Below are 24,908 nucleotides of genomic sequence, written 5' to 3' on the forward strand. Positions count from 1 at the left end.
TTGGTTGGCGTGGGTTGTTCCCGCGCGCTTTAACGAGTGCGGCCGACAATCTGTCCCGACCGGGCGTCGACCATGACCCAGATCACCGTTCCATCGCGCAGGAACTTGAGCGTGTAAATGCCACGGTCGGGATCGAACTCCGGCCCGAGATATTGCGCGCCGCGCATCATCGGGATCACGCGCCGCTCGATTTCGGGAAGCGGCAGGATGCGGCCTTCGCGCATCGCCTTGAACGCCCGATCCTGGTCGCCGCGCTGCTGGCACGGATCGGGTGCAGCGGCGGTGGCGGCAGCCGGTACGGAAAGGGTGAGGGCAAGCAACGCGAACATCGACATGGTGGCTGGCATATCGCTGATGGCTTGAACACCCCGTGAATGTCGCGCTCATGGCAGCGTCACGCTTGCAGCTTCAGCGCGACCCTCTAATTACACGCCTCCCCGGCGAAGGCCGAGGTCCAGTGCGAGCGGCCCGATGCTCGACCCCGGCCTTCGCCAGGGAGGCGTTTATTCTTGGATTGAACCTGTAGTGGTTGCACCCATCCTCTCGTACGAAAACCTCGGCCTCGTCCAGGGCGCCGGCTGGCTGTTCCGCCAGCTCGATCTGTACATCGGCGAGCGCGACCGTCTCGCGCTGATCGGTCGCAACGGCGCAGGCAAGACGACCTTGCTCAAGCTGATCGCAGGCGCGATCGATTCGGACGAGGGGCGGCGGACGATCGTGCCCGGCACGCGCGTCGTGCTGCTCGAACAGGACCCGAAGCTCGATGGCTTCGCGACGCTCGCCGATTTCGTGCTCGCGGGCGCCGACGCGCCGATGCGGCACGAAGCCGACGCAATCGCCGATCAGCTCGGCATCGATTTGTCCCGCGAGGCCAGTTCCGCGTCGGGCGGGGAGCGCCGCCGCGCAGCCATCGTCCGCGCGCTGGCGCAGAACCCCGACGTTCTGCTGCTCGACGAGCCGACCAATCACCTCGACATCGCCGCAATCGAATGGCTCGAGCAATGGCTCGGCCGCTTCACCGGCGCGTTCGTCGTGATCAGCCACGACCGAACCTTCCTCACGCGGCTGACCAAGCAGACTTTGTGGCTCGACCGCGGCACGATCCGCCGCGCGGAGATCGGCTATGGCGGCTTTGAGGCCTGGACCGAGCAAGTTTACGCCGAGGAGGAGCGTGGGCGCGAGCGGCTCGACGCGAAGTTGAAGATCGAGGAGCATTGGCTCCATCGCGGCGTCACCGGGCGGCGGCGGCGCAACCAGGGACGGCTGGCCAAGCTCAAGGAAATGCGTGCCGAACGCGCCGCGATGCTGGGGCCGCAGGGGGCCGCTGCGCTGGCCACGCAAAGCGACGACGTCAGGACCAAGGTGGTGATCGATGCGCGCCATGCTTCGGTCGGGTTTGCGGGGCGAACGATCATCCGCAACCTCGATTTGCGGATCACCCGCGGCGACCGCATCGGCATCGTCGGGCCCAACGGCGCGGGCAAGACCACCTTGCTGCGGCTGCTGACCGGCGAGCTCGCGCCCGACGAAGGCGAGGTGCGGCGCGCCAAGACGCTCGACGGCATCGTAATCGACCAGCAACGCAAACTGATGGCGCCTGAAAAACGGGTCAGGGATGTGCTGGCCGACGGCGGCGACTGGATCGAAGTGCTCGGGGTCAAGAAGCACATTCACGGCTATCTCAAGGACTTTCTGTTCGACCCCAACATGGTCGAGGCGCGGATTGGCACCTTGTCGGGCGGCGAGCGCTCGCGGCTGTTGCTCGCGCGCGAATTCGCGCGGCGCTCCAACCTGCTGGTGCTCGACGAGCCGACCAACGACCTCGACCTCGAAACGCTCGACCTGCTCCAGGAAGTCATTGCCGACTACGACGGCACGGTGCTGATCGTCAGCCACGACCGCGATTTTCTCGATCGTACGGTGACGCTGACGCTCGGGCTCGACGGGTCGGGCAGGGTCGATGTGGTCGCCGGCGGCTATGCCGATTGGGAAGCAAGGCGAAAGCCGCGCCCCGAAACGAAGAAGATCGCGACCAAAGCGGGAGCGGCGGTCGCGGAAAAGCCAAGGATCGCAAAGCTGAGCTACAAGGATCAGCGCGACTTCGACCTGTTGCCCAGGCGCATCGAGGCGATCGAAGGTGCGATCTCGCGCGACGAGGCGGCGTTGCACGACCCCGCGCTCTACGCCCGCGATCCGGCGAAGTTCGCCGCGCTGACCGAGGCGGTCGCGGCGGCGCGCGCGGAAAAGGAGGCGGCGGAGCAACGCTGGCTCGAACTGGCGGAGCAGGTCGAGGCGCTCGGCTGATCGCGCTTGCGTGGGCGCCGGCCGTTCTATATCGGCGCTCGCTGCGGCGCGGGTGTAGCTCAATGGCAGAGCAGAAGCTTCCCAAGCTTACGACGAGGGTTCGATTCCCTTCACCCGCTCCAGCGCTTGCCGAGATTTGGCTGCGCTAAATCAAGATCGGCAAACGCTCGGCCGGCGGCGCTAAAGCGCCGACCGACGGCGTGGCTTTACCACGTCGTAGCCCGCGCTTATTTCGTCCCCGCCGGCAGCATCTTCGTCCCCTTGGGAAACCGCGCCTTCGTCTGCGGCGTGCCGCTCACGGTGAATACGCCATTCGGTTGCAGCGTGATGTAATAGTCGCCGGTGTCGCTACAGGTCGCGGTCCAGGCGCGATGGCCGTTGTCACGCGGGCGATCGACGGCTTTGACCACCTCGTCGCACTGGTAATCGGCGTCGTAAATCGCCTTGTAGAACGTAAGCTTGCGCTGCTTGTCGGTCAGCGCGTCGATCTTGGCTTCCATCGGGTCGGGCGTCGCCGTCGCTACGGCATTACCGGTTGCGCCAGACCCGCCGCACCCCGCGAGCAAAAACCCGAGTGTCGCGATCGCCAATCCGGTCTTCATGGTGTCTCTCCTCCATCGACAGCAACGCACGCCATGCGCATCCGTGCCGCGCCGCCGCCAGCGAAGACCGCGACCACGCTCAAATCCCGTCCATGACGACGGTGCGGCCATCGGCCTCCAGCCGCTGTACGAGATCGGCGATGGTCGCTGCGACCAACGCTTCGTCGGGGCTGCGCACGACGAAATTCGCGCCGACACGGCCTTCGCGGAAGAACGGATAGCTGCCGATCGCCACGCCGCCCTCGTCATCGGCATGCGCGCGCTCCGCCTCGCGCAGCAAATCGGCGACCTCGCTTTCCGCGACCCAGCATCCGATCGTGCGGCTGACGACCGGCCGCCCGCCTTCGAGCGTCCCGGTCAGCGCGTCGAGCATTCCCGCGGTGATGTGCGGCACGCCCGCCATGATGAAGATGTTGCCGATGCGGATGCCCGGCGCGCCCGAGACTCGGTTCTCGATCAGGTCAGCGCCTTCGGGGACGCGGGCCATGCGCAGCCGCGCCTCGGTCGCGCCGCCGCGGCTCGCATAATAGCGCTCGAGCACCGCCACCGCCTTGGGATGGTGCGTCACGCCGACGCCCAGTGCCGCCGCGATCGCGTCGACCGTGATGTCGTCGTGCGTCGGGCCGATCCCGCCGGTGGTGAAGAGATAGTCGTTGCGCGCCCTGAGCGCGTTGACCGCCTCGACGATTGCCGGTTCGACGTCAGGCACGATGCGAGCTTCGGCGAGCCGGATGCCCTGGACGTTGAGCCAGGCGGCGATCTGCGCGACGTTCTTGTCCTGCGTGCGGCCCGACAGGATCTCGTCGCCGATCACGACCAACCCCGCTGTCCAGATGCGCTCGCTCATGCCGTCAGCCTAGCCTCGCAAAACCGCGGCGTCATCGCTATATCGCCGCCACGATGACCGAATACGTAACCGTCACCCGCGACTTGCCGCTCGAGCGCAACGGCGCGATCAAGCTCTATGGCCCCGACGCCTTTGCCGGGATGCACAAGGCCGGGCAGCTCGCCGCCGCGACGCTCGACATGCTCGTGCCGCACGTCGTGCCAGGCGTGACCACCGGTGAGCTCGACGATCTGATCCGCAACTTCATGGTTGCCGGGGGCGCAGTGCCGGCGACGCTCGGCTATCGCGGCTACACGCATTCGAGCTGCATCTCGATCAACCATGTCGTGTGCCACGGCATCCCCGGCGAGCGCACGCTAAAGGATGGCGACATCGTCAATATCGACGTGACGCCGTTGCTCGACGGCTGGCACGGCGACACCAGCCGGATGTATCTGGTCGGCGACGTGCCGATCAAGGCGCGGCGGCTGGTCGACGTGACCTACGAATGCCTGATGCTCGGCATCGAGCAGGCCAAGCCCGGCAACACGATGGGCGACGTCGCGCATGCGATCCAGACGCATGCCGAGAAGCACCGCTATGGCGTGGTGCGCGATTTCTGCGGGCACGGCGTCGGCCGCCTGTTCCACGATGCGCCGGAGGTGGTGCATGTCGGGCGTCCGGGCACCGGGCCCGAGCTCAAGCCCGGGATGATCTTCACGATCGAACCGATGATCAACATCGGCAAGCCCGACGTGAAGCTGCTCGACGACGGCTGGACCGCGGTGACTCGCGACCGCTCGCTATCGGCGCAGTTCGAGCATTCGATCGGGATCACCGAGGACGGGTGCGAGATTTTCACGGGGAGTCCCAGAGGGTTTGATCGGCCGCCTTATTGAAGCATTCCCTAGGCTATGCTATGTGTATGCCTGGGCAGGAACATACACATGCGCACAAATATCGATATTGACGACGCCTTGATGGCCGACGCGCTTGCCGAGACCGGCGCTAGGACCAAGCGGGATGTGGTGCACCAAGCGCTCGAGGAATTGGTCCGTTATCGTCGTCAACTCAAAATCCTGGAACTCAAGGGGATTGGCTGGACCGGCGATCTTGATGCGATGCGGCTAGACAAGCAGCGGTGATTCTACCCGATTCAAGCGTCTGGATCGATTTTTTACGGAACGAGCCAACGGCGGAAGCCACCAAGCTCAGCGCGCTTTTGACCCATCGGAGTGCGTCAGTGCTGATGGGCGATATTATCTTGGCGGAAATTCTTCAGGGTTACGAGGACGAGCGTCAGGCAAGGCTGGTCCAGCAACGGCTATCGTCCCTAAAGCAGGTCGCGATTTGCGATCCCCCACTCGCGATAAGGGCTTCTGACAATTTTCGCGCGCTTCGACAACGTGGCGTTACCATCCGCAAAACCATCGACACGCTGATCGCGACGCGATGCATCGTCGATAGCCATGCCCTGCTCCACCGTGATAGAGACTTTCAGCCGTTCGTCGACCATCTTGGGCTGATCGATGCAATGACCCGCTAGGCGGTGTTGGCCTTCCCCGCGTCGATCGCCTTCAGGCTACGCACGAAAGGGTAAGGCGAGGGGACCCGAGCCGGCGAGCCCCCGCCCGGGCCCTTCTCGCCTTATTGGCTCACGACGGTGCAATGCGCGACGGTGTGGTTGCCGTAGATGAACGAGCCCGTGCCGTTCCAGCCCTTATCGACCGCCAGCGCGGCGAAGAAATGCGCCAGGAAACTGCCGATCGCCGGCGGCGGGACGGAGACGACGTAATCCCCCTTCAACGCGACCAGCAAGGTATCCGTGCCGAACCCGGTGTGATGGACGTTCCCGCTGACGGGGAAGGAGAAATCGCCGTAGGGAGGCGCTAACGCCTGGGTGATCCGTGCAGTGCCGTTGACCGACCCGGTCGGGGCATTGACCGCCAGTGCCAGGTGCAGAACCGGTGCACCGGCCAGCGGCGTCGTCCCCTGCTGCACGATGAGATTGACGAGATACAAACCGACTTTGGTGTCTGCCATGCTTCGTTCCTCTGCAAGCATCCGGCGGCATCGCCGAATTCGCAAGGATCACACGGGTTTATTCCCAACGTCGAGCGCAGATGCAGCCACGCTGGACCTATCCCGTCATATATCGGCGGCGGCGCGAGACATCATACTGCCGACAGCGCGCCCGCGCGCCGCAACGCCTCCTCCAGCGCGAGCGTCGGGGCGACCGCTACGTCGGGGGCGATGCCTGTCCCCTCCCAATCCTTGCCGGTATCCGGGTCGACCGTCCGCCCGACCGGCAGGAACACCGCCAGTCCCATGCCAATGCTCTCGAACCCACCGAAATGGTTGGCGCCCGCCGTGGCTTCGCCGATCAAGGTGGCGCGCTTGGTGCGCTTGAATGCCAGCGCGAGATGTTCGGCGGCCGACGCTGTGCGGGTCGAGGTCAGGTAGAAGACCTTGGCGCCGAATAGTCGCGTCTCGTCGGTCTTCGGCACGACGTAATGCTCGGTGGCCGAAATCCCGGCGGCGGCGCCCGCGGCTGGCCGAACGAACCCGTCGCCATCGAACGGCGAGCCGCCGCGCGATTTCACCACCGCATCGACCATCTCCATCCGGACCAACGTCGTCGGCTTGCCGTAGAGGTAGGGAAGCATCGCGTTCATCTCGCTGATCCCGCCGCCATTATTGTAGCGGCAGTCGATCACCACAGCCTTGGCCGCGGCGTGCGTTTTCATGAACTCGGCGGTCGCGGCGACGGCGGCGGGGTCGCCGGTGAATCCGGTGTAGCGGATATAGGCGACGTCCTTCGCCAGCCAGCCGGCATCCTCGATCGACGCGCGGCGGATCGGGCGCGGGCCGCCCGGCTGTGGTGCCGGGCTCGGCCGAGCGCCTGGCTGCGGGGCGGGCTGGCCACCGACTGGCTCGCCGGGCGGGAGCGCGGCTTGCGGGATGACGCGCAAGTGGCGGTCGGCCGACACCGCGGCGAGATCGGTGGTGAGGCGGCTCGCCAGCGCGATCGGGTCGCCGAGTCCGGCATAGGCGCCCGCCGCCAGATTGGTGCGCAGCATCGCCGCATATCGCTTGCCGATTTCGGGGATGACGTATCCATTCTCGAGCAACGTCGCGAGCGTGTTGACCGTGGCCGCGGTGTCGTCGCCCGCGCCCTGCGCCAGCGCCGCGCCGCTCCCCAACGCGGCGATCGCCGCCGCCGACAGCCCCAGAAATACTCGCCGCTCCATCATCGTCGCTCCTCAACTACAATTGTAAGCATAAGCGCTTATACAATTTGCCGCGGGGCTGTAAAGTGCTAGCCAACGGGGATGACCGCCGCCCACACTGCCGCCAGCTTCGGTGCCGCGCTGCGCCGCCTGATCGATCACCTCGATGGCGCGCTCGAACAAATGTACCGTGACGACGGGCTCGACTTTCGCCCGCGCTACACGCCCGTCATCCGCGCGCTGATGGACGATGGTCCGCAGACCCTGACGATGCTCGCCGAACGGCTCGGCGTATCGCATTCGGCGACCAGCCAGACGGTCGCGCAGATGCGGCTTGCCGGACTGGTCGTGGTGACGCGCGGCGAAGGAGATGCGCGTCAGCGTGTGGTCGCGCTCAGCCGGCTGGCGAGGGCGATGCAAGCGCGGCTGGAGGAGCATTGGCATGCAGCGCGCGTCGCGACCGCCGCGCTCGACACCGAAACCGGCGGCGTACTGGTCGAGGTGATCAACCGCGCCAACGCCGCGCTCGCCAAGCGTCCGTTTCGCGAGCGGCTCGAGGACGCGCGTTGACTGCTCCGCGATCGGGCATTCGCTGCCCCGCTGCCTAATCGCTGGGCATATGCTAAGGCGGCTGGCGACTCCGCTGCGCCGCATGCCCTCGCGGCGGACGACTGGCACGCTTCGTGAAAGCGTGCGCATATCAGTGCGCGTATCAGGGTGCCGGGGACAAGCCGCGTGAAGAAGATCGAAGCGATCGTCAAGCCGTTCAAGCTCGATGAAGTGAAGGAAGCGCTGCACGAGGTCGGGGTCAGCGGCATCACCGTCACCGAGGCGAAGGGGTTCGGCCGCCAGAAGGGGCATACCGAGCTCTATCGCGGTGCCGAATACGTTGTTGACTTCGTGCCCAAGGTTAAGCTCGAGATTGTGGTGGAGGACGGCCTCGCCGAACGCGTGGTCGAAGCGATCGCGCAAGCCGCGCAGACCGGCCGGATCGGCGACGGCAAGATCTTCGTCATCCCCGTCGAAACCGTGCTCCGCATCCGCACCGGCGAACGTGACGAGGCGGCGGTCTGATTTGATATATACGTCGCCCCGACGAAGGTCGGGGCCGCCTGGTAACCTGGAGACCCCGGCCTTCGCCGGGGCGACGAAAAAGGAAGCACCATGACCACGTCCGCGAACGACATCCTCAAGAAGATCAAGGACGAGGAGATCGAGTGGGTCGACCTTCGCTTCACCGATCCCAAGGGCAAGTGGCAGCATCTGACGATGGTCGCTGGCGTGGTCGGCGAGGACGAATTGACCGACGGCTTCATGTTCGACGGATCGTCGATCGAGGGGTGGAAGGCGATCAACGAGTCCGACATGGTGCTCAAGCCCGACCTCGACGCCGTCTATGTCGATCCGTTCTCGGCCACCCCGATGCTGATCCTGGTGTGCGACGTGGTCGAGCCCTCGACCGGCGAGCTCTACGCGCGCGACCCGCGTTCGACCGCCAAGCGCGCCGAGGCGTATCTCAAGACGACCGGGATCGGCGACACCGTCTATATCGGCCCCGAAGCCGAATTCTTCATGTTCGACAACGTCCAGTTCGAAACCAGCTACGCCACGTCGTTCTACAAGATCGACGATATCGAACTGCCGACCAATACCGGCACCGCCTATGAAGGCGGCAATCTCGGCCACCGCCCGCGCATCAAGGGCGGGTATTTCCCGGTGGCCCCGGTCGACTCGGCGATCGACATCCGCGGCGAGATGGTCTCGACCATGCTCGAAATGGGCTTGCCGTGCGACAAGCATCACCACGAAGTCGCCGCCGCGCAGCACGAGCTAGGGCTGACCTTCGGCACGCTGACCCAGACCGCCGACCGCATGCAGATCTACAAATACGTCGTGCACCAGGTCGCGCACGCCTACGGCAAGTCGGCGACGTTCATGCCCAAGCCGATCAAGGACGATAACGGCAGCGGCATGCATACCCACCTGTCGATCTGGAAGGGCAAGGAGCCGCTGTTCGCGGGCAACGGCTATGCCGGGCTGTCGGAGATGTGCCTCTATTTCATCGGCGGCATCATCAAGCACGCCAAGGCGCTCAACGCGTTCACCAACCCGACCACCAATTCGTACAAGCGCCTGGTGCCGGGGTACGAAGCGCCGGTGCTGCTGGCCTATTCGTCGCGCAACCGTTCGGCCTCTTGCCGCATTCCGTACGGCACCGGCGCCAAGGCCAAGCGAGTCGAGGTCCGCTTCCCCGACGCGATGGCCAATCCGTACCTCGCCTACGCGGCACTGTTCATGGCCGGGCTCGACGGCATCCAGAACCGGCTCCACCCCGGCGAGGCGATGGACAAGAACCTCTACGACCTGCCGCCGGCGGAGCTCGCCAACGTCCCGACCGTGTGCGGATCGCTGCGCGAGGCGCTCGACAGCCTGGAGGCCGACATGGACTTCCTGCTCAAGGGCGACGTGTTCTCGAAGGATCAGATCGAGGCGTATATCGATGTCAAGCGCGGCGATGTCGCGCGGTTCGAGATGACGCCGTCGCCGGTCGAGTTTGATATGTACTACAGCGCCTGAGCGCGGCCACGGCCGCGCGGTGCGCGGGGCGCAGCCCACGCGCACAGGCGCTGTCGGCCGGCCTCGCTCAAGCGAGGACCGACGACGCGGCTTTGCCGCGGCGACCTGTGCGCTCAGCTGGCGAATCGGTGCTGTCGGTCCCGGCCAAATCGCCGTATCAGAGCGCCAGATGCACCGACTCTCCCCCCGCCTTGCGCTGCTTGCCCTCCTCCTCGCCGGCCCGGCGGTTGCGCAGGAGATTCCGGCGCTCGGCCCGACCAGCTTGCCGGTCGTCCCCGCGCAGATCGTCGCGACCTATCCGCACGATCCCGACGCCTATACCGAAGGGTTGTTCTACGAAGGCGGCAAGTTGTGGGAGAGCACCGGGACGATCGGCAAATCGGGCATCCGCAAGGTCGATCTGATGACTGGCAAGGTGCTGATGCGCGCCGCGGTCGATCCGCCGCTCTATGGTGAAGGCATTGCCCCATGGCGTGACCAGATCCTGAGTCTGACGTGGAAGAACCACGTTGGCTTTCGCTGGTCGAAGGACAAATTGAAGAAGCTCGGCAGCTTCAAATATGACGGCGAGGGATGGGCGCTGACCAGCGACGGCACCGACCTGATCCTGTCCGACGGCACGCCGCAGCTGCGCTTCATCGATCCTGCGACCTTCGCGGTGCGCCGTACGCTGACCGTCACGCATGACGGCCAGCCGCTGATCAACCTCAACGAACTCGAATATGTCGACGGCGAAATCCTCGCCAATATCTGGCTGACCGACCGCATCGCGCGGATTGACCCGGCAAGCGGCAAGGTGATCGGATGGATCGATGTCAGTGAACTCCACCGCCAGTCGGGCGCCACCGCCGAGAACGACGTCCCCAACGGCATTGCCTGGGATGCCAGGAAACGCCGCCTGTTCGTGACCGGCAAGGACTGGCCGTACGTGTTCGAGATCAAGGCGCCGCGGGACACCATCTCGACACTGTAGCTTGCGCGTCCTATCCGCGCGCCAAACCCACGAAACGAAGGAATCGCGACAACATGACCACCGCCAGCGATGTTCTCGACCGCGTCCTCGTGCTCGAAATGGTCCGCGTGACCGAAGCCGCGGCGATCGGCGCGTCGCATCTGATCGGGCGCGGCGACGAGAAGGCGGCGGACGCGGCGGCGGTCGAGGCGATGCGCGCGGCATTGAACGGGCTGGAGATCGACGGCACCGTGGTGATCGGCGAGGGCGAGCGCGACGAAGCGCCGATGCTCTTCATCGGCGAGAAGGTCGGCAGCGCGCCGGGGACCGGCCCCAAGATCGACATAGCGCTCGATCCGCTCGAGGGCACGACGATTACCGCCAAGGCCGGGCCGAACGCGCTCGCGGTGCTGGCGATTTCCGAAGAGGGCAACCTGCTCAACGCGCCCGACGTCTATATGGACAAGATCGCGGTCGGGCCGGGCTATCCGGCGGGCGTGATCGATCTCGACAAGTCGCCGACCGAGAACGTCCAGGCGATCGCCGCGGCCAAGGGCTGCAAGCCCAACGAGGTGATCGCTTGCGTGCTCGACCGACCGCGCCACGAAGCGCTGATCGCCGAACTGCGCGCGATCGGCTGCGGCGTGGTGCTGATCGGCGACGGCGATGTCGCAGGCGTGATCGCGACGACCAATCCCGACACGACGATCGACGTTTACATGGGCTCTGGCGGGGCCCCCGAGGGCGTGCTGGCGTGCGCCGCGCTGCGCTGCGTCGGCGGGCAGTTCAAGGGGCGCCTGCTGTTCCGCAACGACGACGAGCGCAGCCGCGCGCATAAATGGGGCATCACCGACCTCGACAAGCAATATGACTTGAACGAGCTGGCCAAGGGCGACTGCATCTTTGCCGCGACCGGGGTGACGAGCGGGTCGCTGCTCGACGGGGTCAAGCGGCGCGGCGACAAGCTGACCACCAACTCGGTGGTGATGCGCGCGAGTTCGGGCACCGTGCGCTGGGTCAAGGGCGAGCATCGCTTGGGCTGAGGCTAGGCGCGGGCGCTAACTCCATGCGCCTCCCCGGCGGAGGCCGGGGTCCAGTATCGGTTCGGTCGAGTGTTCCGCGTCGCCGCAACGACAGCGCAACTGGCCGGGCCTTCGCCGGGGAGGCGGAGTTGCGGAGCGTGGCTCGGAATGTTTGCAATGTAGGATTTCGCCTGAAATACCGGCGCGTCGTGACTATCATACCACGTATCAGCGCCCGCGCGCAGGCCGGTGAACACACGCGCTGAGTGCGAACATTGGGAACATTCGCCGAGCGGGACGACCGCGATAGTGTCAACTTCGGGCACCGCACGAACCGGCCGATTGACCCTTCGCCCGCGACTCGCCACGCTGCGCGGCAAAGGAGAATCCCCATGCGCGCCAGTCTGATCGCCGCCATTCTGTTGGCTTCCGTCGGAGGCGCGGCGCTCGCTCGACCGCAAGCGGCACCTCCCGCGGCCGCGCCCGCCGAGGCGCCGTTCACCTATCAGAAGGTGATGGTGCCGATGCGCGACGGCGCCAAGATGGAGACGGTGATCCTCCGTCCCACGGGCGCGACGGGCAAGCTGCCGATCCTGTTCCAGCGCACGCCCTATGGCGTTCCGCAAGCGGCGCCCAACTTCATCCCGCCGAGTTGGAAGCCGCTGGTCGCCGACGGCTATATCTTCGTGTTCCAGTCGATGCGCGGGCGGTTCGGGTCGGACGGCAAGTTCACGCTGTCGACCAGCGTCAAGACCGAGCCCAATGAAGCCACCGATGCCTACGATGCGATCGATTGGCTGGTGAAGAACGTGCCGGGCAATACAGGCAAGGTCGGGATGTGGGGCGTGTCGTATCCCGGCTTTGCGGCCGCGGTCTCGCTCGCCAAGCCGCACCCGGCGTTGAAGGCGGTCAGTCCGCAAGCCGCGTGGATCGATTACTGGATGTCCGACGACCTCCACCGCAACGGCGCGCTTCGGCTCAGTTATGCAACCGAATGGGTCTACAGCCTGCAGAACGACAAGACGCAGAACAAGGAACTCAGCCTCGACGGCATGACCGATGCCTATGACTGGTATCTCAAGGTCGGGCCGGTCGAGAATATCGACAAGCAAGTCTTCAAGGGCAGCGTGCCGCTGTTCACGGCGTTGCTCGACCATCCTAACCACGACAAATTCTACACCGACCAGAACTGGTTGACTGCGCTCGGCAAGACCACGGTACCGACGCTCAACGTCGCGGGATTCTGGGACCAGGAAGACCCTTGGGGATCGTGGCGGATCTACGAGAAGGAAAAGGCGAACGATCCCGACCATCTCGCGCAGATCGTGTCGGGGCCATGGCGCCACGGCGGGTGGCAGTCGAAGGGCGACTTCCTCGGCCCGATCCCGCTCGGCACCGAAAGCGGCACCGAGTTCCAGACTCAGATCCAGGCGCCGTTCTTCGCTTACTGGCTGCACAACAAGGGCCCGCGGCCGGACTTTACCGCGAAGATGTTCGAGAGCGGATCGAACGTGTGGAAGACCTACGCCTCGTGGCCGCCGGCGGGCGCCAGGCCGACCGACCTCTATCTCCACGACGACGGCAGCCTGTCGTTCACCGCGCCGACGGCCAGCGAAGGCTGCCGCGACTATGTCAGCGACCCCGCCAACCCCGTGCCGTTCCGCAAGCGGCCGATGAGCCGCACCTATGCCACGCCCGATTGGTCGTTCTGGGAATCGGACGATCAGCGCTTCGTCGACCACCGTCCCGATGTGCTGAGCTACGTCTCCGCGCCGCTCGACGCCGATATGACGGTGACCGGCGCGATCGCCGCCAGGCTGATGGCATCGACCAGCGGCACCGACAGCGACTTCGTCGTCAAGCTGATCGACGTGCTACCCGACGACTTCGTCGACACGACTAACAGGCAATGGAAGATCGGCGAATATTCGCAGACGCTCGACGGCTATCAGTGGCCGATCGCGATGGACGTGCGGCGCGGGCGGTTCCTGGCGAGCGACACCGATCCGCAGCCCTTGGTGCCGGGCAAGGTGACCGCTTGGGACGTCGCTTTGCGTGACCATGACCACGTCTTCAAGAAGGGCCACCGGATCATGGTCCAGGTGCAGTCGACCTGGTTCCCGGTGATCGACCGCAACCCGCAGACTTTTGTGCCGAACATCATACGCGCGAAACCGAGCGACTTCGTCAAGGCGACGCAAAAGGTGTGCGCGGGGTCCAAGATCGTGCTGCCGGTGATGTAGCTAGTTCTTGAGGCGGTACCCGGTCCGGAAGATCCAGGCGATCACGGCAAGGCACAGGACGAGGAACCCCGCGGTGGCGGCGAGGCTGACCAGCACGTCGACATCGCCCTTGTCGAAGAACGCCCAGCGGAACCCGCTGACGAGATAGACGACCGGGTTGAACAGGCTGACCGTGCGCCACGGCTCGCGGAGCATATTGATCGAATAGAACGCGCCGCCGAGGAAGGAGAGCGGGGTGATCAGCAAAGCGGGGACGAAATTGAGTTGCTCGAACCCGTTCGCCCAGACGCCGATGATGAACCCGAACAGGCTGAACGCCAGGCTGGTGAGCAGCAGGAACGCGATCATCGCCAGCGGGTGGTGGATCGGCACCGACACGAAGCACGCCGCGGTGCCGAGGATGATAAGCCCGAGGATCACCGACTTGGTCGCCGCCGCGCCGACAAAGCCGAGCACCATCTCCATCGCGCTGATCGGCGCCGACAGCAATTCGAAGATCGTGCCGGTGAATTTGGGGAAGTAGATGCCGATCGAGGCGTTGCTGATCGACTGCGTGAGCAGCGACATCATGATCAGCCCGGGGACGATGAAGCTGCCATAGGCGATGCCGTCGACTTGCTTGATCTGCGACCCCAGCGCGCCGCCGAACACGACGAAATAGAGGCTGGTGGTGATCACCGGCGTGACGAGGCTCTGCCATAAGGTGCGCAGCGCGCGCGCCATTTCGAAGCGATAGATCGCATAGACGCCGTGGAGGTTCATCGCGATGCTCCCTGCGCGCCGACACCGATCCACGCCTCCCCGGCGAAAGCCGGGGTCCAAGTGGTGAGGTCGGAGTGATCGAGCGCGTCGCTTATCAAATGGCCGGGCCGCAGATAGACCCCGGCCTTCGCCGGGGAGGCGCATGCGGGTTGGGCATTGTGGAGGTTCATGCCGCCTTCTCCTGCGGCTGGCCGCCGTCCCTAACGAGGTCGACGAAGATATCCTCGAGGCTCGACTTCGAGGTTTCGAGATCCTTGAACCCGATATGCAGCTCGCCGAGCTTGCGGAGCAGTGAGGGGATGCCGGTGCGCTCGGCTTGCGCGTCGAATACGTAGCGCAGCGTCTTGCCGTCGTTGCGCAAGCTCAGATCCCACTCGCCCAAGTCCGCCGGCAATTCGCCCATCGGCTCGCCCAGCGCGATATCGAGCTCGCGCTTGCCAAGCTTCTTCATCAGCGCGGCCTTTTCGTCGACCACCAGCAGTTTGCCGCCCGATATCACCCCGACGCGGTCGGCCATTTCCTCGGCCTCCTCGATATAATGCGTGGTTAGGATGATCGTCGTGCCCTTGTCGCGAAGCCGGTGGACCAGCTTCCACATGTCGCGGCGCAGCGTCACGTCGACCCCCGCGGTGGGCTCGTCGAGGAACAATATGTCGGGCTCGTGCGCCAGCGCCTTGGCAATCAGCACGCGGCGCTTCATCCCGCCCGACAGCTCCATGATCTTGGCCTTGCGCTTGTCGTAGAGCGACAAGTCGCGGAGCACTTGATCGATATGGTCCGAGTGCTGCGGGTATCCGAACAGTCCGCGGCTGAAGCGGCATGTCGCCTCGACCGTCTCGAACATGTCGGTCGCGAGTTCCTGCGGCACCAGGCCGATCTGCTTGCGTGCGCGCTTGGGGCTGCGGATCGCGTCGCAGCCGCCGACGGTGATCGTGCCGGAGCTCGGCGTCACGATCCCGCAGATGATGCTGATCAGCGTCGTCTTGCCCGCGCCGTTCGGCCCGAGCAGCGCGAAAATCTCACCCTTGGCGATGTCGAGATCGACGGCGTGGAGCGCGTGGACGCCCGAGGCATAGGTCTTCGACACGCCACGGACGCTGAGAATCGGGTCGGTCATGGAGTCCCCTTCGGTCGCGAAGATGGGGAGGCGGCGCGCGGGGCGCAACCGTAACGATTAGGAAGCGGCAGCGTTCTTGGCGGCGCGCGCATCGGCGATCGCAGCCTGCATCGCCTCCAGGCTCATGACGCTCGAGACGACCCGGTCGCCGATCACCCAGCTCGGCGTGCCGGTGATGCCCAGCGGGCGCATCAGCGACAGGTTGGTGCGGATGGCATTGTCGACCGCGGGGCTCTTCGCCTCGGCCTTGACTTGCGCCGGGTCGAGCCCGGCCGTCACCAGCGCCTTGTCCATACTCGCTTCGGTCAAGGTGCCGCCGGCGTAGAGCGCGGCGTGGAGCGCGCGATACTTGCCCAGCCGCGCGGCGACAATCGCATAGCGCGCCGCGGTTTCGCTCTCGGGGCTCAGCACCGGCAACTCGCGATAGAGCACGCGAACCTTTGGATCGGCGGCGATCAGCTGATCGATGATCGGCAGGCTCGCCCGGCAATACCCGCAATTGTAATCGAGATATTCGACGATTGTCAGGTCGCCCTTGGGATTGCCCGCCCAGGCGCTGCCGACCGGAGCAAAAATGTCGGCACGGTTCGCGGCGATCACTTTGGCCGTGTTGCGATCCTGCAGCTTCTGCATCGCCTCCGGGATCACTTCGGGGTGCGCCAGCAGATAGTCGCGGACCTCCGATCCGTCGCCGTGCCCCGTCGCCAGCCACATGCCGCCTGCCCCGAGCAAAGCAGCGGCCACCACAACCAGCGGCAGCGCGAAGCGCGACGACAGCAACCCGGTCATTTCTTGCGTTTCTTGTCGTCGAGCTGGTTCTGCCCGGTCAGCGCGATGTCCTGCGCTCGGATCCAGTCGGGCGTGTTGGGCGGCAATCCCGCCATTGCCGCACGCGCGCTGTACACCGCGCGCTTGATGTCACCCATCGAACTCGCCGTCTCGGCGGTCGCGAGCGCCGCACGAGCGGTGTCGCCGCGCAGTTCGTAGACCGTGCCAAGTTGCAGCCAAGCAAACGGATTGTCGCTGTCCTTGTTGACCGCGATCCGCAGCACGCGCTCGGCTTCGGGATAATTCGCCGGGTCTTCGGTCGCGATCAGCGCGTGACCGTATGTCGTCACGATCAACGGGTCGTACCGGGTCAGCTCGCTCGCTTCCTTGAGCGGCGCGATCGCGTCGGCGGGCCGCCCGGCCTCGAGCAGGATCTGCCCGCGGATTTCGAGGAAATAGGGGTCGTGCGGCATGGCCTTGATCAGCGCCAGCGTCTCGGCGTCGGCCTTGGCCGGATAGCCGGCCTTATGCCAGGCATAGGCGCGGGCGTAATGGCCGTAGATCGACGTGTCGCTCTCGGGATAGTCGGTCAGCGTGCGGCCATAGGGATAGGCATATCCTTCGAGTTTTGCCTTCACGCGCCTGAACCGTTCCTCGAGATCGGGATCGAACGGCTTGTCCCAGGCCGGCGACGCCTTGAGGTCGGCACTCAGCGTATTGACGCGCTCGTTCGACAGCGGGTGGGTCTGGGCGAAAGGATCGATATTGGCCAGGCCATAGCGGTATTCCTCGTTGGCCAGTTTCTTGAAGAACTGGATCATCCCCTTGCCGCTGATCCCCGCTTCGCGGAGGAACTTGGCACCGGTGGCGTCGGCGGTGGCTTCCTGGACTCGCGTGAAAGCAAGCGCCTTGCCCATCGCGGCCTGCTGCCCCGCGGCGAAGATACCGGCGCCGGCTTCGCCAGCGCCTGCCGCGACCGCTGCAAGGCCGAGCACCATCGAAAGCAGTGAGATGCCGATCGCCGGCTTGTACCCGGCATCGGCCAGCACGACGTGCCCGTCGGCGATATGGCCGAGTTCATGCGCGATCACGCCCTGCACCTGGTTGGCGTTGTCGGCCGCCTGGATCAGTCCCGACTGGATGTAGATGGTCTGACCACCCGCGACGAATGCGTTGATCTCGTCGTCCTGGATCAGCACGACCTGGACGTTGGCGGGCGACAGACCAGCGGCGACGATCATCGGCCGCGACATGTCCCTGAACAGCGCCTCGGTCTCGGCGTCACGCAGGATCGACTGGGCGTAGGCAGGCTGCGTCCAGAGCAGAATCATCGCCGCGAAGATCGCGAAATAGCGCCTCATAATCCGATCATCCGCCCGTCATCCCCCACGATGCGAAGGGCTGGTCCTGCGCTTCGGCGGGTGAACCCGCCATGAAGCAGGAGGATACCCTACCACACTCTCGCCATTGCGAGGAGCGGAGCGACGAAGCAATCCAGCGCCGACTTGTGACATCTGGATTGCTTCGCTCCGCTCGCAATGGCGAGTATCTGGGTTCACGCGCCGAACGTGCGCTGCCACCAGCCACGGCGCGGCTCGCCATTCTCGTCCAGCCCGGCGGCATCGTCGGCAGGCGCCGCGCCGTCGGTGTCAGGCACCGCCGGCGCCTCTTCAGCGTCGTTGGCGGCGGCGGCCGGAACGGCTTCCGCCTTCTTGCGGCTGCGCTTGGGCTTGGCGGCCGGCGCTTCGGGCGTAGCTTCCTCGGTCACCGCAAGTGCGGCGGGCTCGGGCGCCTCGGCGGCAGGCTCGGCCTTCTTGCGGCCGCGCTTCGGCTTGGCGGGCGCCTCGGCTTCCGGCTCGGGGGTCGGTTCGACGACGGGCGCCGGAGCTTCCGATTCCTCGGCCGCACGCGCACGTGGGCGACGACGCGAGCGCTTGGGCGCTTCGGGCCCCCCGGCTTCGATCTCGCCAGCATCGGGTTCGACCGCGGCCGGGACTTCGGGATTGGCGTGAGTCGCGACCACCGCACCGGAGTCCCCGGCATCGGCTTCCTCGACCGCCGGCGTCGCGTCATTGCTGTCGCCACGCCGACCGCGGCGGCCGCGGCGGCGGCCCCGACGGCGCGGTTCGCGCTCCTCATCGCCTTCGCCGGCAGCATGCTCGGTCGGCTCTTCGTCGCCTTCGCTTGCTTCACCCTCAGCCTGCTGGGCGCCGTCCTCGCCTTCCTCACCCTCGGGACGGCCGCGACCGCGCCGGCCGCGACGGCGGCGGCGGCGCTTGCGCTCGCCTTCGGCACCCTCGTCGGAGCCCTCGCGCGGACCCCCACGCGCCGGGCGTTCGTCCTCATCCTCGTCCTCGACCTCGTCGATCTCTTCCTCGACGAAATCGTCTTCCTCTTCCTCGACGACCGCCTCGAACTTGGGCTGATAGGCGGGCGGCGGGCCGCTCGCGTCGACCGACATCCGCGCGCCTTCGGTCTCGCCGTCCGGCAGCACCACGACGTGAACGCCATAGCGATCCTCGATTTCGGCGATGTCAGCGCGCTTCTTGTTAAGGACGTAGATCGTCGCTTCCTGGCTGGCGCGCAGCGTCAGGATCGATCCGCGGCCGCGTGCGGCCTCGTCCTCGATCAGGCGCAGCGCCGACAGCCCCGCCGACGATGCGGTGCGGACCAAGCCGGTGCCCTCGCAATGCGGGCACTGGCGAGTCGACGCTTCGAGAACGCCGGTGCGCAGCCGTTGCCGGCTCATTTCCATCAAACCGAAGCTCGAAATCCGCCCGACCTGGATGCGCGCGCGATCGTTCTTGAGCGCCTCCTTCATCGCCTTCTCGACTTTGCGGACGTTCGAATTGTTGTCCATGTCGATGAAATCGATGACGACCAGCCCCGCCATGTCCCGCAGGCGAAGCTGGCGCGCGATCTCCTGCGCGGCTTCGAGGTTGGTCGCGGTCGCGGTCTGCTCGATGTTATGCTCGCGCGTCGATCGCCCCGAGTTGATGTCGATCGAGACCAGCGCCTCGGTCGGGTTGATCACCAGATAACCGCCCGACTTCAATTGGACGACCGGGTTGTACATCGCTGAAAGCTGATCTTCGACGCCGGCGCGCTGGAACAGCGGCACGGGATCGCTGTAATGCTTCACGCGGCGCGCATGGCTCGGCATCAGGAGCTTCATGAACTCCTTGGCCTGACGATAGCCCTCGTCGCCCTCGACGATCACTTCGTCGATATCCTTGTTATAGATATCGCGGATCGCGCGCTTGAGCAGATCGCTGTCGCCATAGACCAAGGCGGGCGCCGCCGAGGCGAGCGTGGTCTCGCGAATGCCGTCCCACAGCCGGGCGAGATAGTCGAAGTCGCGCTTGATCTCGGTCTTGGTGCGCTGAAGCCCGGCGGTGCGGACGATGCAGCCCATCGACGGCGGCAGCTTCAAGTCCGACATGATCGACTTCAAGCGCTTGCGGTCGCCCGCGTTCGAAATCTTGCGGCTGATCCCGCCGCCATGCGACGTGTTGGGCATCAGCACGCAGTAACGGCCGGCGAGGCTGAGATAGGTGGTCAGCGCCGCACCCTTGTTGCCGCGCTCTTCCTTGACGACCTGGACCAGCAGCACTTGGCGGCGGCGGATGACGTCCTGGATCTTGTAGCGGCGGCGCAGGTTCAGGCGGCGCTGGCGGAGCGCCTCAACCTGGTCGTCCGACCCGCCCCGGCGACGACGGCCGCGGCCGACGCTTTCCTGGCTCGCGGCGACATCCTCGTCGGGCGCGCCATCGTCGTCGAAGCGTTCGAGTTCGTCCTCGCTCGGCTCATGCGCGCCGTCGAAGTGATCGTCGTCGTCATGCTCGTCATGCTCGTCATCGTCAGCGTCGAGCTCGGCGCGCAACGCAGCCTCCTCGGCGGCGTGCTCGGCCTCTTCGCGGAGCAGCGCGTCGCGATCCTCCTTGGGGATCTGATAATAATCGGGATGGATTTCCGAAAAAGCGAGGAAGCCGTGGCGGTTGCCGCCATAGTCGACGAACGCCGCCTGCAGCGACGGTTCGACGCGCGTGACCTTGGCTAGATAGATATTCCCCTTGAGCTGCTTGCGCTCGGCACTCTCGAAATCAAATTCCTCGATGCGGTTTCCCTTGACGACCGCCACCCGGGTTTCCTCCCGGTGGCGTGCGTCGATCAGCATACGCATGGTCATTTAGTGTTCTCCGGGCGCGCCGATCCTCGAATGGGGGAAAGGGCGCGCCGATAAATCGCGCGCTGCCGGCAAGTGGCCGGGCGGTGCGGATGGGTGGGTGTGCGTCTTTCGCGCGCCGTGCACGCCCGAGCGCATGGCCCGGGACACCCACGCCGTCACGGCCGCCGGCAAAGGCCGGGCGGAGCGTGGGGCAGGGGAAATGCATCATTGCGAGCGTCAACCTGGATAGGCCGCGGGTCCGAAAACGCCGGGGCGGCCGTTGGGCCGGCGGACCCGTGCAAATCACAGTCACGGCGCCGGTTGGCGGTGGAGGTAGCACCGAGACCGCCCAGCATCAACCGGCAGGTTCCCGCCGCTTGCGCGGCAAAAATATGCCGAATTGCCGGTTAACCCAATCGCTTCACCGAGTGGCAGCGTAACCGCGGCGATAACCTTGATCGATCCTGGCGTTCAAAAAGAGGTTCTCCTTCGATGGTTTTTCGCTGGACCGGCCGCAAGCCGGCGCGCCATTACGTTCGCGTGTCGTTCATCCTTTCCCTGCTGGCTTTGTGGTTCGGCGGAGCGCCGGCCTGGGCGGGGACGATTCAGCGCGTCGAGGTCAAAAGCGATTCGGTCGTCGTGACGTTCGACCGTCGCGTGGCCGACGCATCGAGTTTCCTCCTCACCGCGCCGCAGCGAGTCGCAGTCGATGTGACCGGCGCCTCGCCGGGCGGATCGGTCGAGACTGGCGGACTGGTGAATGCGGTGCGCGAGGGCGAGCATGACGGCGGCGCGCGGATCGTGTTCGATCTGGCGCGTCCGGCCGTGATCGCGAGCGGCAGGTTCGGCGATGGCGGCCGCGTGCTGACGCTTCAGCTCAAGACCGTCGACGATTCGGATTTCGCGCGCGCCGCGGCCGAGGGACGGATGCGCATCCTGCCGCCGTTCAACATGCCCGACACCGGAACTGCCGCGCGCTATCAGGTCGCGCTGCCGGTGCCGGCGTCGAGCAAGGCGCTGGTGCTGCCGCGCGTCGAGGGCGATCCCGACCGGCCGCTGGTGGTGATCGACGCCGGACATGGCGGGTTCGACCCCGGTGCGATTTCGCCGACGAGCGGCCTCAAGGAAAAGGACGTCACGCTCAAGATTGCGAAGGCAATCCGCGACGAGCTGTTGAAGTCGGGGCGCGTCCGCGTCGCGCTGACGCGCGACGACGATCGCTTCCTCGTGCTCCAGGAGCGCTACGGGATCGCGCGCAAGCTCCACGCCGATCTGTTCATCTCGATCCATTGCGACAGCGTCGGGTCGGGGGACGCTTCGGGCGCTTCGGTCTACACGCTCTCCGAAGTCGCCTCCGACAAGGAAGCCGCCAAGTTGGCCGCGCGCGAAAACAAGGCCGACATCATCGCCGGGGTCGATCTCGGCAGCGAGAACGCCGACGTCTCGTCGATCCTGATCGACCTCACCCAGCGCGAGACGATGAACGCCTCGGCCGCATTCGCGCGTCTGCTCGGCCGCGAGGCGGCGCCGCTGGTGCCGCTCAAGAGCAACTTCCACCGCATGGCGTCGCTGATGGTGCTGAAAGCGCCCGACATGCCGTCGATCCTGTTCGAGACTGGGTACATCTCGAACCCCAACGACGCCGCGTTTCTCGACTCAGCCGAAGGTCGCCAACGCATCGCCGAGAGCATCGAGCGCGCGGTCGAGATCAATTTCGCCAAAAGGTTCGCGGCCAACTAACCGCCCGTCGAACATCGCTGGAAACGGCCAACGGACCTGCTAAGGCACCGGCATGGCGGCGGGCAGTACGGAAAGCGTCAGCTTCAGGATCAGGCGTGAGGCCGGCGGATTCGCTGCCTTTATGCGCCGTGCGTGGAAGCGTTGGTGGGTCAAGGTGCTGGCGGTCTTCGCCGCGCTGATCGCGTTGGCGTACCTGGCGTTGCTGATCTTCGTGCTGCCGGGGCTGCCGTCGGTCGACACGCTCAAGACCTACGAGCCGCCGCTGCCGTCGAACGTCCGCGACACCAACGGCATGCCGGTCTATTCCTACGCCCGCGAACGCCGGGTCCAGTTGAGCTTCGACGAATATCCCAAGCTGCTCGTCGCCGCCTATCTGTCGGCCGAGGACAAGACCTTCTTCTCGCACCACGGGGTGGATTATCCGGGGATCGTCTCGGCGATGATCGACAATCTGCGCAGTTCGAAGCGCCCGCGCGGCGCATCGACGATCACGCAACAGGTGGCGAAGAACCTGCTCGTCGGCAACGAGGCGAGCTATACCCGCAAGCTCAAGGAAGCGATCCTCGCCTATCGCATCGAGGATGTGCTGACCAAGCAGCAGATCCTCGAAATCTACCTCAACACGATCTTCCTCGGCCGCAACGCGTACGGCGTCGAAGCGGCGGCGCACGCCTATTTCGACAAGAGCGTCGACCAACTCACGCTGCCGCAATTCGCTTATCTTGCGATCCTGCCCAAGGCGCCGTCCGGCTACGATCCCGATCGTCAGACCGCGCGCGCACTGGCGCGGCGCGACTACGTCCTCAACGAGATGCTCGCCAACGGCTATATCAACCAGGCGCAGCACGACGCCGCGGTCGCCTCGCCGCTCGGCACGGTGAACAAGCGCACCGCGTCGTTCGAATCGGTCCCCGGCTATTTCATGGAAGAAGTCCGGCGCCAACTGATCGAGAAGTTCGGCGAGAATGACGATGGCGGCCGTAACCCGTACAGCGTGTACGGCGGCGGCTTGTGGATACGCACTTCGTTCGATCCCAACCAACAGACGCTGGCGCAAAAAGCGCTGCGCGATGGATTGCTGCGCTACGACAAGGGGCGCGGGTGGACCGGCCCGATCGGCCATGTCGAGATCGGGGCGAACTGGCTCAACGCGCTGCTCGGCAGCAACATCGCGGTTGATTATGACAATTGGCGCGCGGGTCTGGTGATTGCCGCCGACGGCGATTTCCGGCTCGGCTTCTCGGACGGATCGACCGGCACGATGGCGCGCGGCAACGTGACGATGCCGATCCGCGGCGGTGGCGGCATGGCGGCGAGCGCGATCAAGGTCGGCGACATCGTCGCAGTCGCCCCCGAAGGCGGCGGCTATTCGCTGCGGTCGATCCCCAAGATTTCCGGCGGCTTCGTCGTCGAGGAACCGGCGACCAGCCGCGTACTGGCCATGCAGGGCGGATTCGATAACCGAGTCCAGTCGTTCAATCGCGTGACTCAGGCGATGCGCCAGCCGGGATCGACGATCAAGCCGATCGTCTACGCCGCGGCGCTCGAGGCCGGGCTGACCCCGGCATCGATCATTGTCGACGGGCCGTTCTGCGTCGATCAAGGCGCACGGCTCGGCCAGAAATGCTTCAAGAATTTCGGCAACGAAGGCGGCAGCGGCCCACACACGATGCGTTGGGGCGTCGAGCAATCGCGCAACCTGATGACGGTGCGCACCGCCGCGCAGATCGGCATGCCCAAGGTCGTCAAGCTGATGGATGAGATCGGCGTCGGCAAATATCCGGCCTATCTCGCATTCTCGCTGGGCGCTGGCGAGACCACCGTGTCGCGTATGGTCAACGCTTACTCGATCCTCGAGAATAACGGCCGGGGACGGCCACCGACGCTGATCGATTATGTCCAGGACCGCCACGGCAAGGTGATCTGGCCCGAGAATTGGCGGGCGTGCGACCGCTGCAACGCGCCCGACTGGAACGGCAAGCCGATGCCGCGCCCGGTCGTGCGACTGAAGCAGATCGTCGAGCCGATGAGCGCGTACCAGATGGTGCATATCGCGGAAGGCGTGATCCAACGCGGCACCGCAGTCGTGCTACGCGATCTCGATCGCCCGATGTTCGGCAAGACCGGAACCAATACCGGGCCGAAGGACGTGTGGTTCATCGGCGGCACGCCGCAGATGATCGGCGGGGTCTATATAGGTTACGACAGTCCGGTGAATCTCGGCGGCTACGCGCAGGGCGGCACGCTCGCCGCCCCCATCTTCAAGGAATGGGCGGTCAAGGCCTATGAGGGGATGCCCAAGCTTCCGTTCCGCGCGCCGCCGGGCATCCGCATGGTGCGGATCGACCGAGTCAGCGGACGCCCGGTGTTCGGCGCCTGGCCCAACGACAAGGATCCCAAGCCGGCGGTGATCTGGGAAGCTTTCAAGCCGGAGAGCGAGGCGCGGCGCGGGCCGATCCGCCGCGACTTGCCGACCGTCGCCCCGACCAAGGCGCCGCCGCCGCCCAAGCCCGAAGCCAGCGACGGCGATTTCTTGCAACGGCAGGGCGGTATCTACTAGGCTGGAATCGATGGCGTCGCCCCGGCGAAGGCCGGGA

23 protein-coding genes and 1 tRNA gene are annotated in these 24,908 nt (G+C 65.6%); 13 read left to right on the forward strand and 11 right to left on the reverse strand.

The window, feature by feature from the left end; translation table 11 throughout:
• Positions 1 to 29 precede the first annotated feature (29 nt).
• Positions 30 to 347 (reverse strand): hypothetical protein, encoded by a 318-nt coding sequence (locus VH326_RS13545; protein WP_329632361.1) that lies wholly within the window; start codon positions 345 to 347, stop codon positions 30 to 32.
• Between the two features lie 178 nt (positions 348 to 525).
• Between VH326_RS13545 and VH326_RS13550 the strand changes: the two genes are divergently transcribed.
• On the forward strand, positions 526 to 2,304 hold the full coding sequence (locus VH326_RS13550) for an ABC-F family ATP-binding cassette domain-containing protein (RefSeq protein ID WP_329632362.1): 1,779 nt from the start codon (positions 526 to 528) through the stop codon (positions 2,302 to 2,304).
• Positions 2,305 to 2,352: 48 nt separating this feature from the next.
• Positions 2,353 to 2,426, forward strand: a tRNA-Gly gene (locus VH326_RS13555).
• Positions 2,427 to 2,531: 105 nt separating this feature from the next.
• Here the strand turns inward: VH326_RS13555 and VH326_RS13560 are convergent.
• Both VH326_RS13560 and VH326_RS13565 read right to left on the reverse strand, forming a co-directional pair.
• Positions 2,532 to 2,906: a hypothetical protein gene (locus VH326_RS13560; RefSeq protein ID WP_329632363.1), complete on the reverse strand. Its 375-nt coding sequence runs from the start codon at positions 2,904 to 2,906 to the stop codon at positions 2,532 to 2,534.
• A gap of 79 nt (positions 2,907 to 2,985) precedes the next feature.
• Positions 2,986 to 3,753: a competence/damage-inducible protein A gene (locus tag VH326_RS13565; RefSeq protein WP_329632364.1), complete on the reverse strand. Its 768-nt coding sequence runs from the start codon at positions 3,751 to 3,753 to the stop codon at positions 2,986 to 2,988.
• 53 nt (positions 3,754 to 3,806) lie between these two features.
• Between VH326_RS13565 and map the strand changes: the two genes are divergently transcribed.
• From map to vapC, 3 genes are read left to right on the forward strand one after another with little or no spacing between them, the layout of a single operon-like run.
• Positions 3,807 to 4,631: a type I methionyl aminopeptidase gene (map, locus tag VH326_RS13570; protein WP_329632365.1), complete on the forward strand. Its 825-nt coding sequence runs from the start codon at positions 3,807 to 3,809 to the stop codon at positions 4,629 to 4,631.
• Between the two features lie 48 nt (positions 4,632 to 4,679).
• Complete coding sequence (locus VH326_RS13575) at positions 4,680 to 4,877, forward strand: type II toxin-antitoxin system VapB family antitoxin (protein WP_329632366.1); 198 nt, start codon at positions 4,680 to 4,682, stop codon at positions 4,875 to 4,877.
• Positions 4,874 to 5,278 (forward strand): type II toxin-antitoxin system VapC family toxin, encoded by a 405-nt coding sequence (vapC, locus tag VH326_RS13580; RefSeq protein WP_329632367.1) that lies wholly within the window; start codon positions 4,874 to 4,876, stop codon positions 5,276 to 5,278. The genes VH326_RS13575 and vapC overlap by 4 nt, the downstream gene beginning before the upstream one ends.
• A 101-nt stretch (positions 5,279 to 5,379) precedes the next feature.
• Here the strand turns inward: vapC and VH326_RS13585 are convergent, their stop codons facing one another.
• The gene (locus tag VH326_RS13585; RefSeq protein WP_329632368.1) at positions 5,380 to 5,775 is read right to left on the reverse strand and encodes a DUF1842 domain-containing protein; all 396 of its coding nucleotides are present in this window, start codon (positions 5,773 to 5,775) and stop codon (positions 5,380 to 5,382) included.
• Between the two features lie 131 nt (positions 5,776 to 5,906).
• Positions 5,907 to 6,983, reverse strand: a complete 1,077-nt coding sequence (locus VH326_RS13590) for a S41 family peptidase (protein ID WP_329632369.1) — start codon at positions 6,981 to 6,983, stop codon at positions 5,907 to 5,909.
• 81 nt (positions 6,984 to 7,064) lie between these two features.
• Here VH326_RS13590 and VH326_RS13595 point away from each other — a divergent pair, with 81 nt between their 5' ends.
• The 6 genes from VH326_RS13595 (at position 7,065) to VH326_RS13620 (ending at position 13,756) form a co-directional block, all read left to right on the forward strand.
• A complete protein-coding gene (locus VH326_RS13595) occupies positions 7,065 to 7,532 on the forward strand; it encodes a helix-turn-helix domain-containing protein (protein WP_329632370.1) in 468 nt (155 codons plus the stop codon).
• Positions 7,533 to 7,697: 165 nt separating this feature from the next.
• On the forward strand, positions 7,698 to 8,036 hold the full coding sequence (locus VH326_RS13600) for a P-II family nitrogen regulator (protein ID WP_329632371.1): 339 nt from the start codon (positions 7,698 to 7,700) through the stop codon (positions 8,034 to 8,036).
• 90 nt (positions 8,037 to 8,126) lie between these two features.
• Positions 8,127 to 9,539, forward strand: coding sequence for a type I glutamate--ammonia ligase (glnA, locus tag VH326_RS13605; RefSeq protein ID WP_329632372.1), 1,413 nt, complete (start codon positions 8,127 to 8,129; stop codon positions 9,537 to 9,539).
• A gap of 169 nt (positions 9,540 to 9,708) precedes the next feature.
• Positions 9,709 to 10,512 carry a glutaminyl-peptide cyclotransferase gene (locus VH326_RS13610; RefSeq protein WP_329632373.1) on the forward strand — a complete coding sequence of 268 codons (804 nt, stop codon included), beginning with the start codon at positions 9,709 to 9,711 and terminating at the stop codon, positions 10,510 to 10,512.
• Between the two features lie 53 nt (positions 10,513 to 10,565).
• A complete protein-coding gene (gene glpX, locus VH326_RS13615; protein WP_329632374.1) occupies positions 10,566 to 11,534 on the forward strand; it encodes a class II fructose-bisphosphatase in 969 nt (322 codons plus the stop codon).
• A gap of 371 nt (positions 11,535 to 11,905) precedes the next feature.
• Positions 11,906 to 13,756: a CocE/NonD family hydrolase gene (locus VH326_RS13620; protein ID WP_329632375.1), complete on the forward strand. Its 1,851-nt coding sequence runs from the start codon at positions 11,906 to 11,908 to the stop codon at positions 13,754 to 13,756.
• Here the strand turns inward: VH326_RS13620 and VH326_RS13625 are convergent, their stop codons facing one another.
• The 6 genes from VH326_RS13625 to VH326_RS13650 form a co-directional block, all read right to left on the reverse strand.
• Positions 13,757 to 14,518: an ABC transporter permease gene (locus tag VH326_RS13625; protein WP_329632376.1), complete on the reverse strand. Its 762-nt coding sequence runs from the start codon at positions 14,516 to 14,518 to the stop codon at positions 13,757 to 13,759.
• Positions 14,515 to 14,688 carry a hypothetical protein gene (locus VH326_RS13630; RefSeq protein ID WP_329632377.1) on the reverse strand — a complete coding sequence of 58 codons (174 nt, stop codon included), beginning with the start codon at positions 14,686 to 14,688 and terminating at the stop codon, positions 14,515 to 14,517. Before VH326_RS13630 ends, VH326_RS13625 begins: the two co-directional genes overlap by 4 nt.
• Positions 14,685 to 15,635 (reverse strand): ABC transporter ATP-binding protein, encoded by a 951-nt coding sequence (locus tag VH326_RS13635; protein WP_329632378.1) that lies wholly within the window; start codon positions 15,633 to 15,635, stop codon positions 14,685 to 14,687. Before VH326_RS13635 ends, VH326_RS13630 begins: the two co-directional genes overlap by 4 nt.
• Positions 15,636 to 15,692: 57 nt before the next feature.
• Positions 15,693 to 16,424, reverse strand: coding sequence for a DsbA family protein (locus VH326_RS13640; RefSeq protein WP_329632379.1), 732 nt, complete (start codon positions 16,422 to 16,424; stop codon positions 15,693 to 15,695).
• Positions 16,421 to 17,764, reverse strand: a complete 1,344-nt coding sequence (locus VH326_RS13645; protein ID WP_329632380.1) for a M48 family metalloprotease — start codon at positions 17,762 to 17,764, stop codon at positions 16,421 to 16,423. The genes VH326_RS13640 and VH326_RS13645 overlap by 4 nt, the downstream gene beginning before the upstream one ends.
• A gap of 194 nt (positions 17,765 to 17,958) precedes the next feature.
• Positions 17,959 to 20,580: a ribonuclease E/G gene (locus VH326_RS13650; RefSeq protein WP_329632424.1), complete on the reverse strand. Its 2,622-nt coding sequence runs from the start codon at positions 20,578 to 20,580 to the stop codon at positions 17,959 to 17,961.
• A 483-nt stretch (positions 20,581 to 21,063) separates the two neighbouring features.
• Here VH326_RS13650 and VH326_RS13655 point away from each other — a divergent pair, with 483 nt between their 5' ends.
• Positions 21,064 to 22,311: an N-acetylmuramoyl-L-alanine amidase gene (locus VH326_RS13655; protein ID WP_329632381.1), complete on the forward strand. Its 1,248-nt coding sequence runs from the start codon at positions 21,064 to 21,066 to the stop codon at positions 22,309 to 22,311.
• A 52-nt stretch (positions 22,312 to 22,363) separates the two neighbouring features.
• Positions 22,364 to 24,871: a penicillin-binding protein 1A gene (locus VH326_RS13660; RefSeq protein ID WP_414714284.1), complete on the forward strand. Its 2,508-nt coding sequence runs from the start codon at positions 22,364 to 22,366 to the stop codon at positions 24,869 to 24,871.
• The last annotated feature ends 37 nt before the right edge of the window (positions 24,872 to 24,908 follow it).

This window comes from Sphingomonas sp., assembly GCF_036269755.1.
Classification (GTDB): domain Bacteria; phylum Pseudomonadota; class Alphaproteobacteria; order Sphingomonadales; family Sphingomonadaceae; genus Sphingomonas.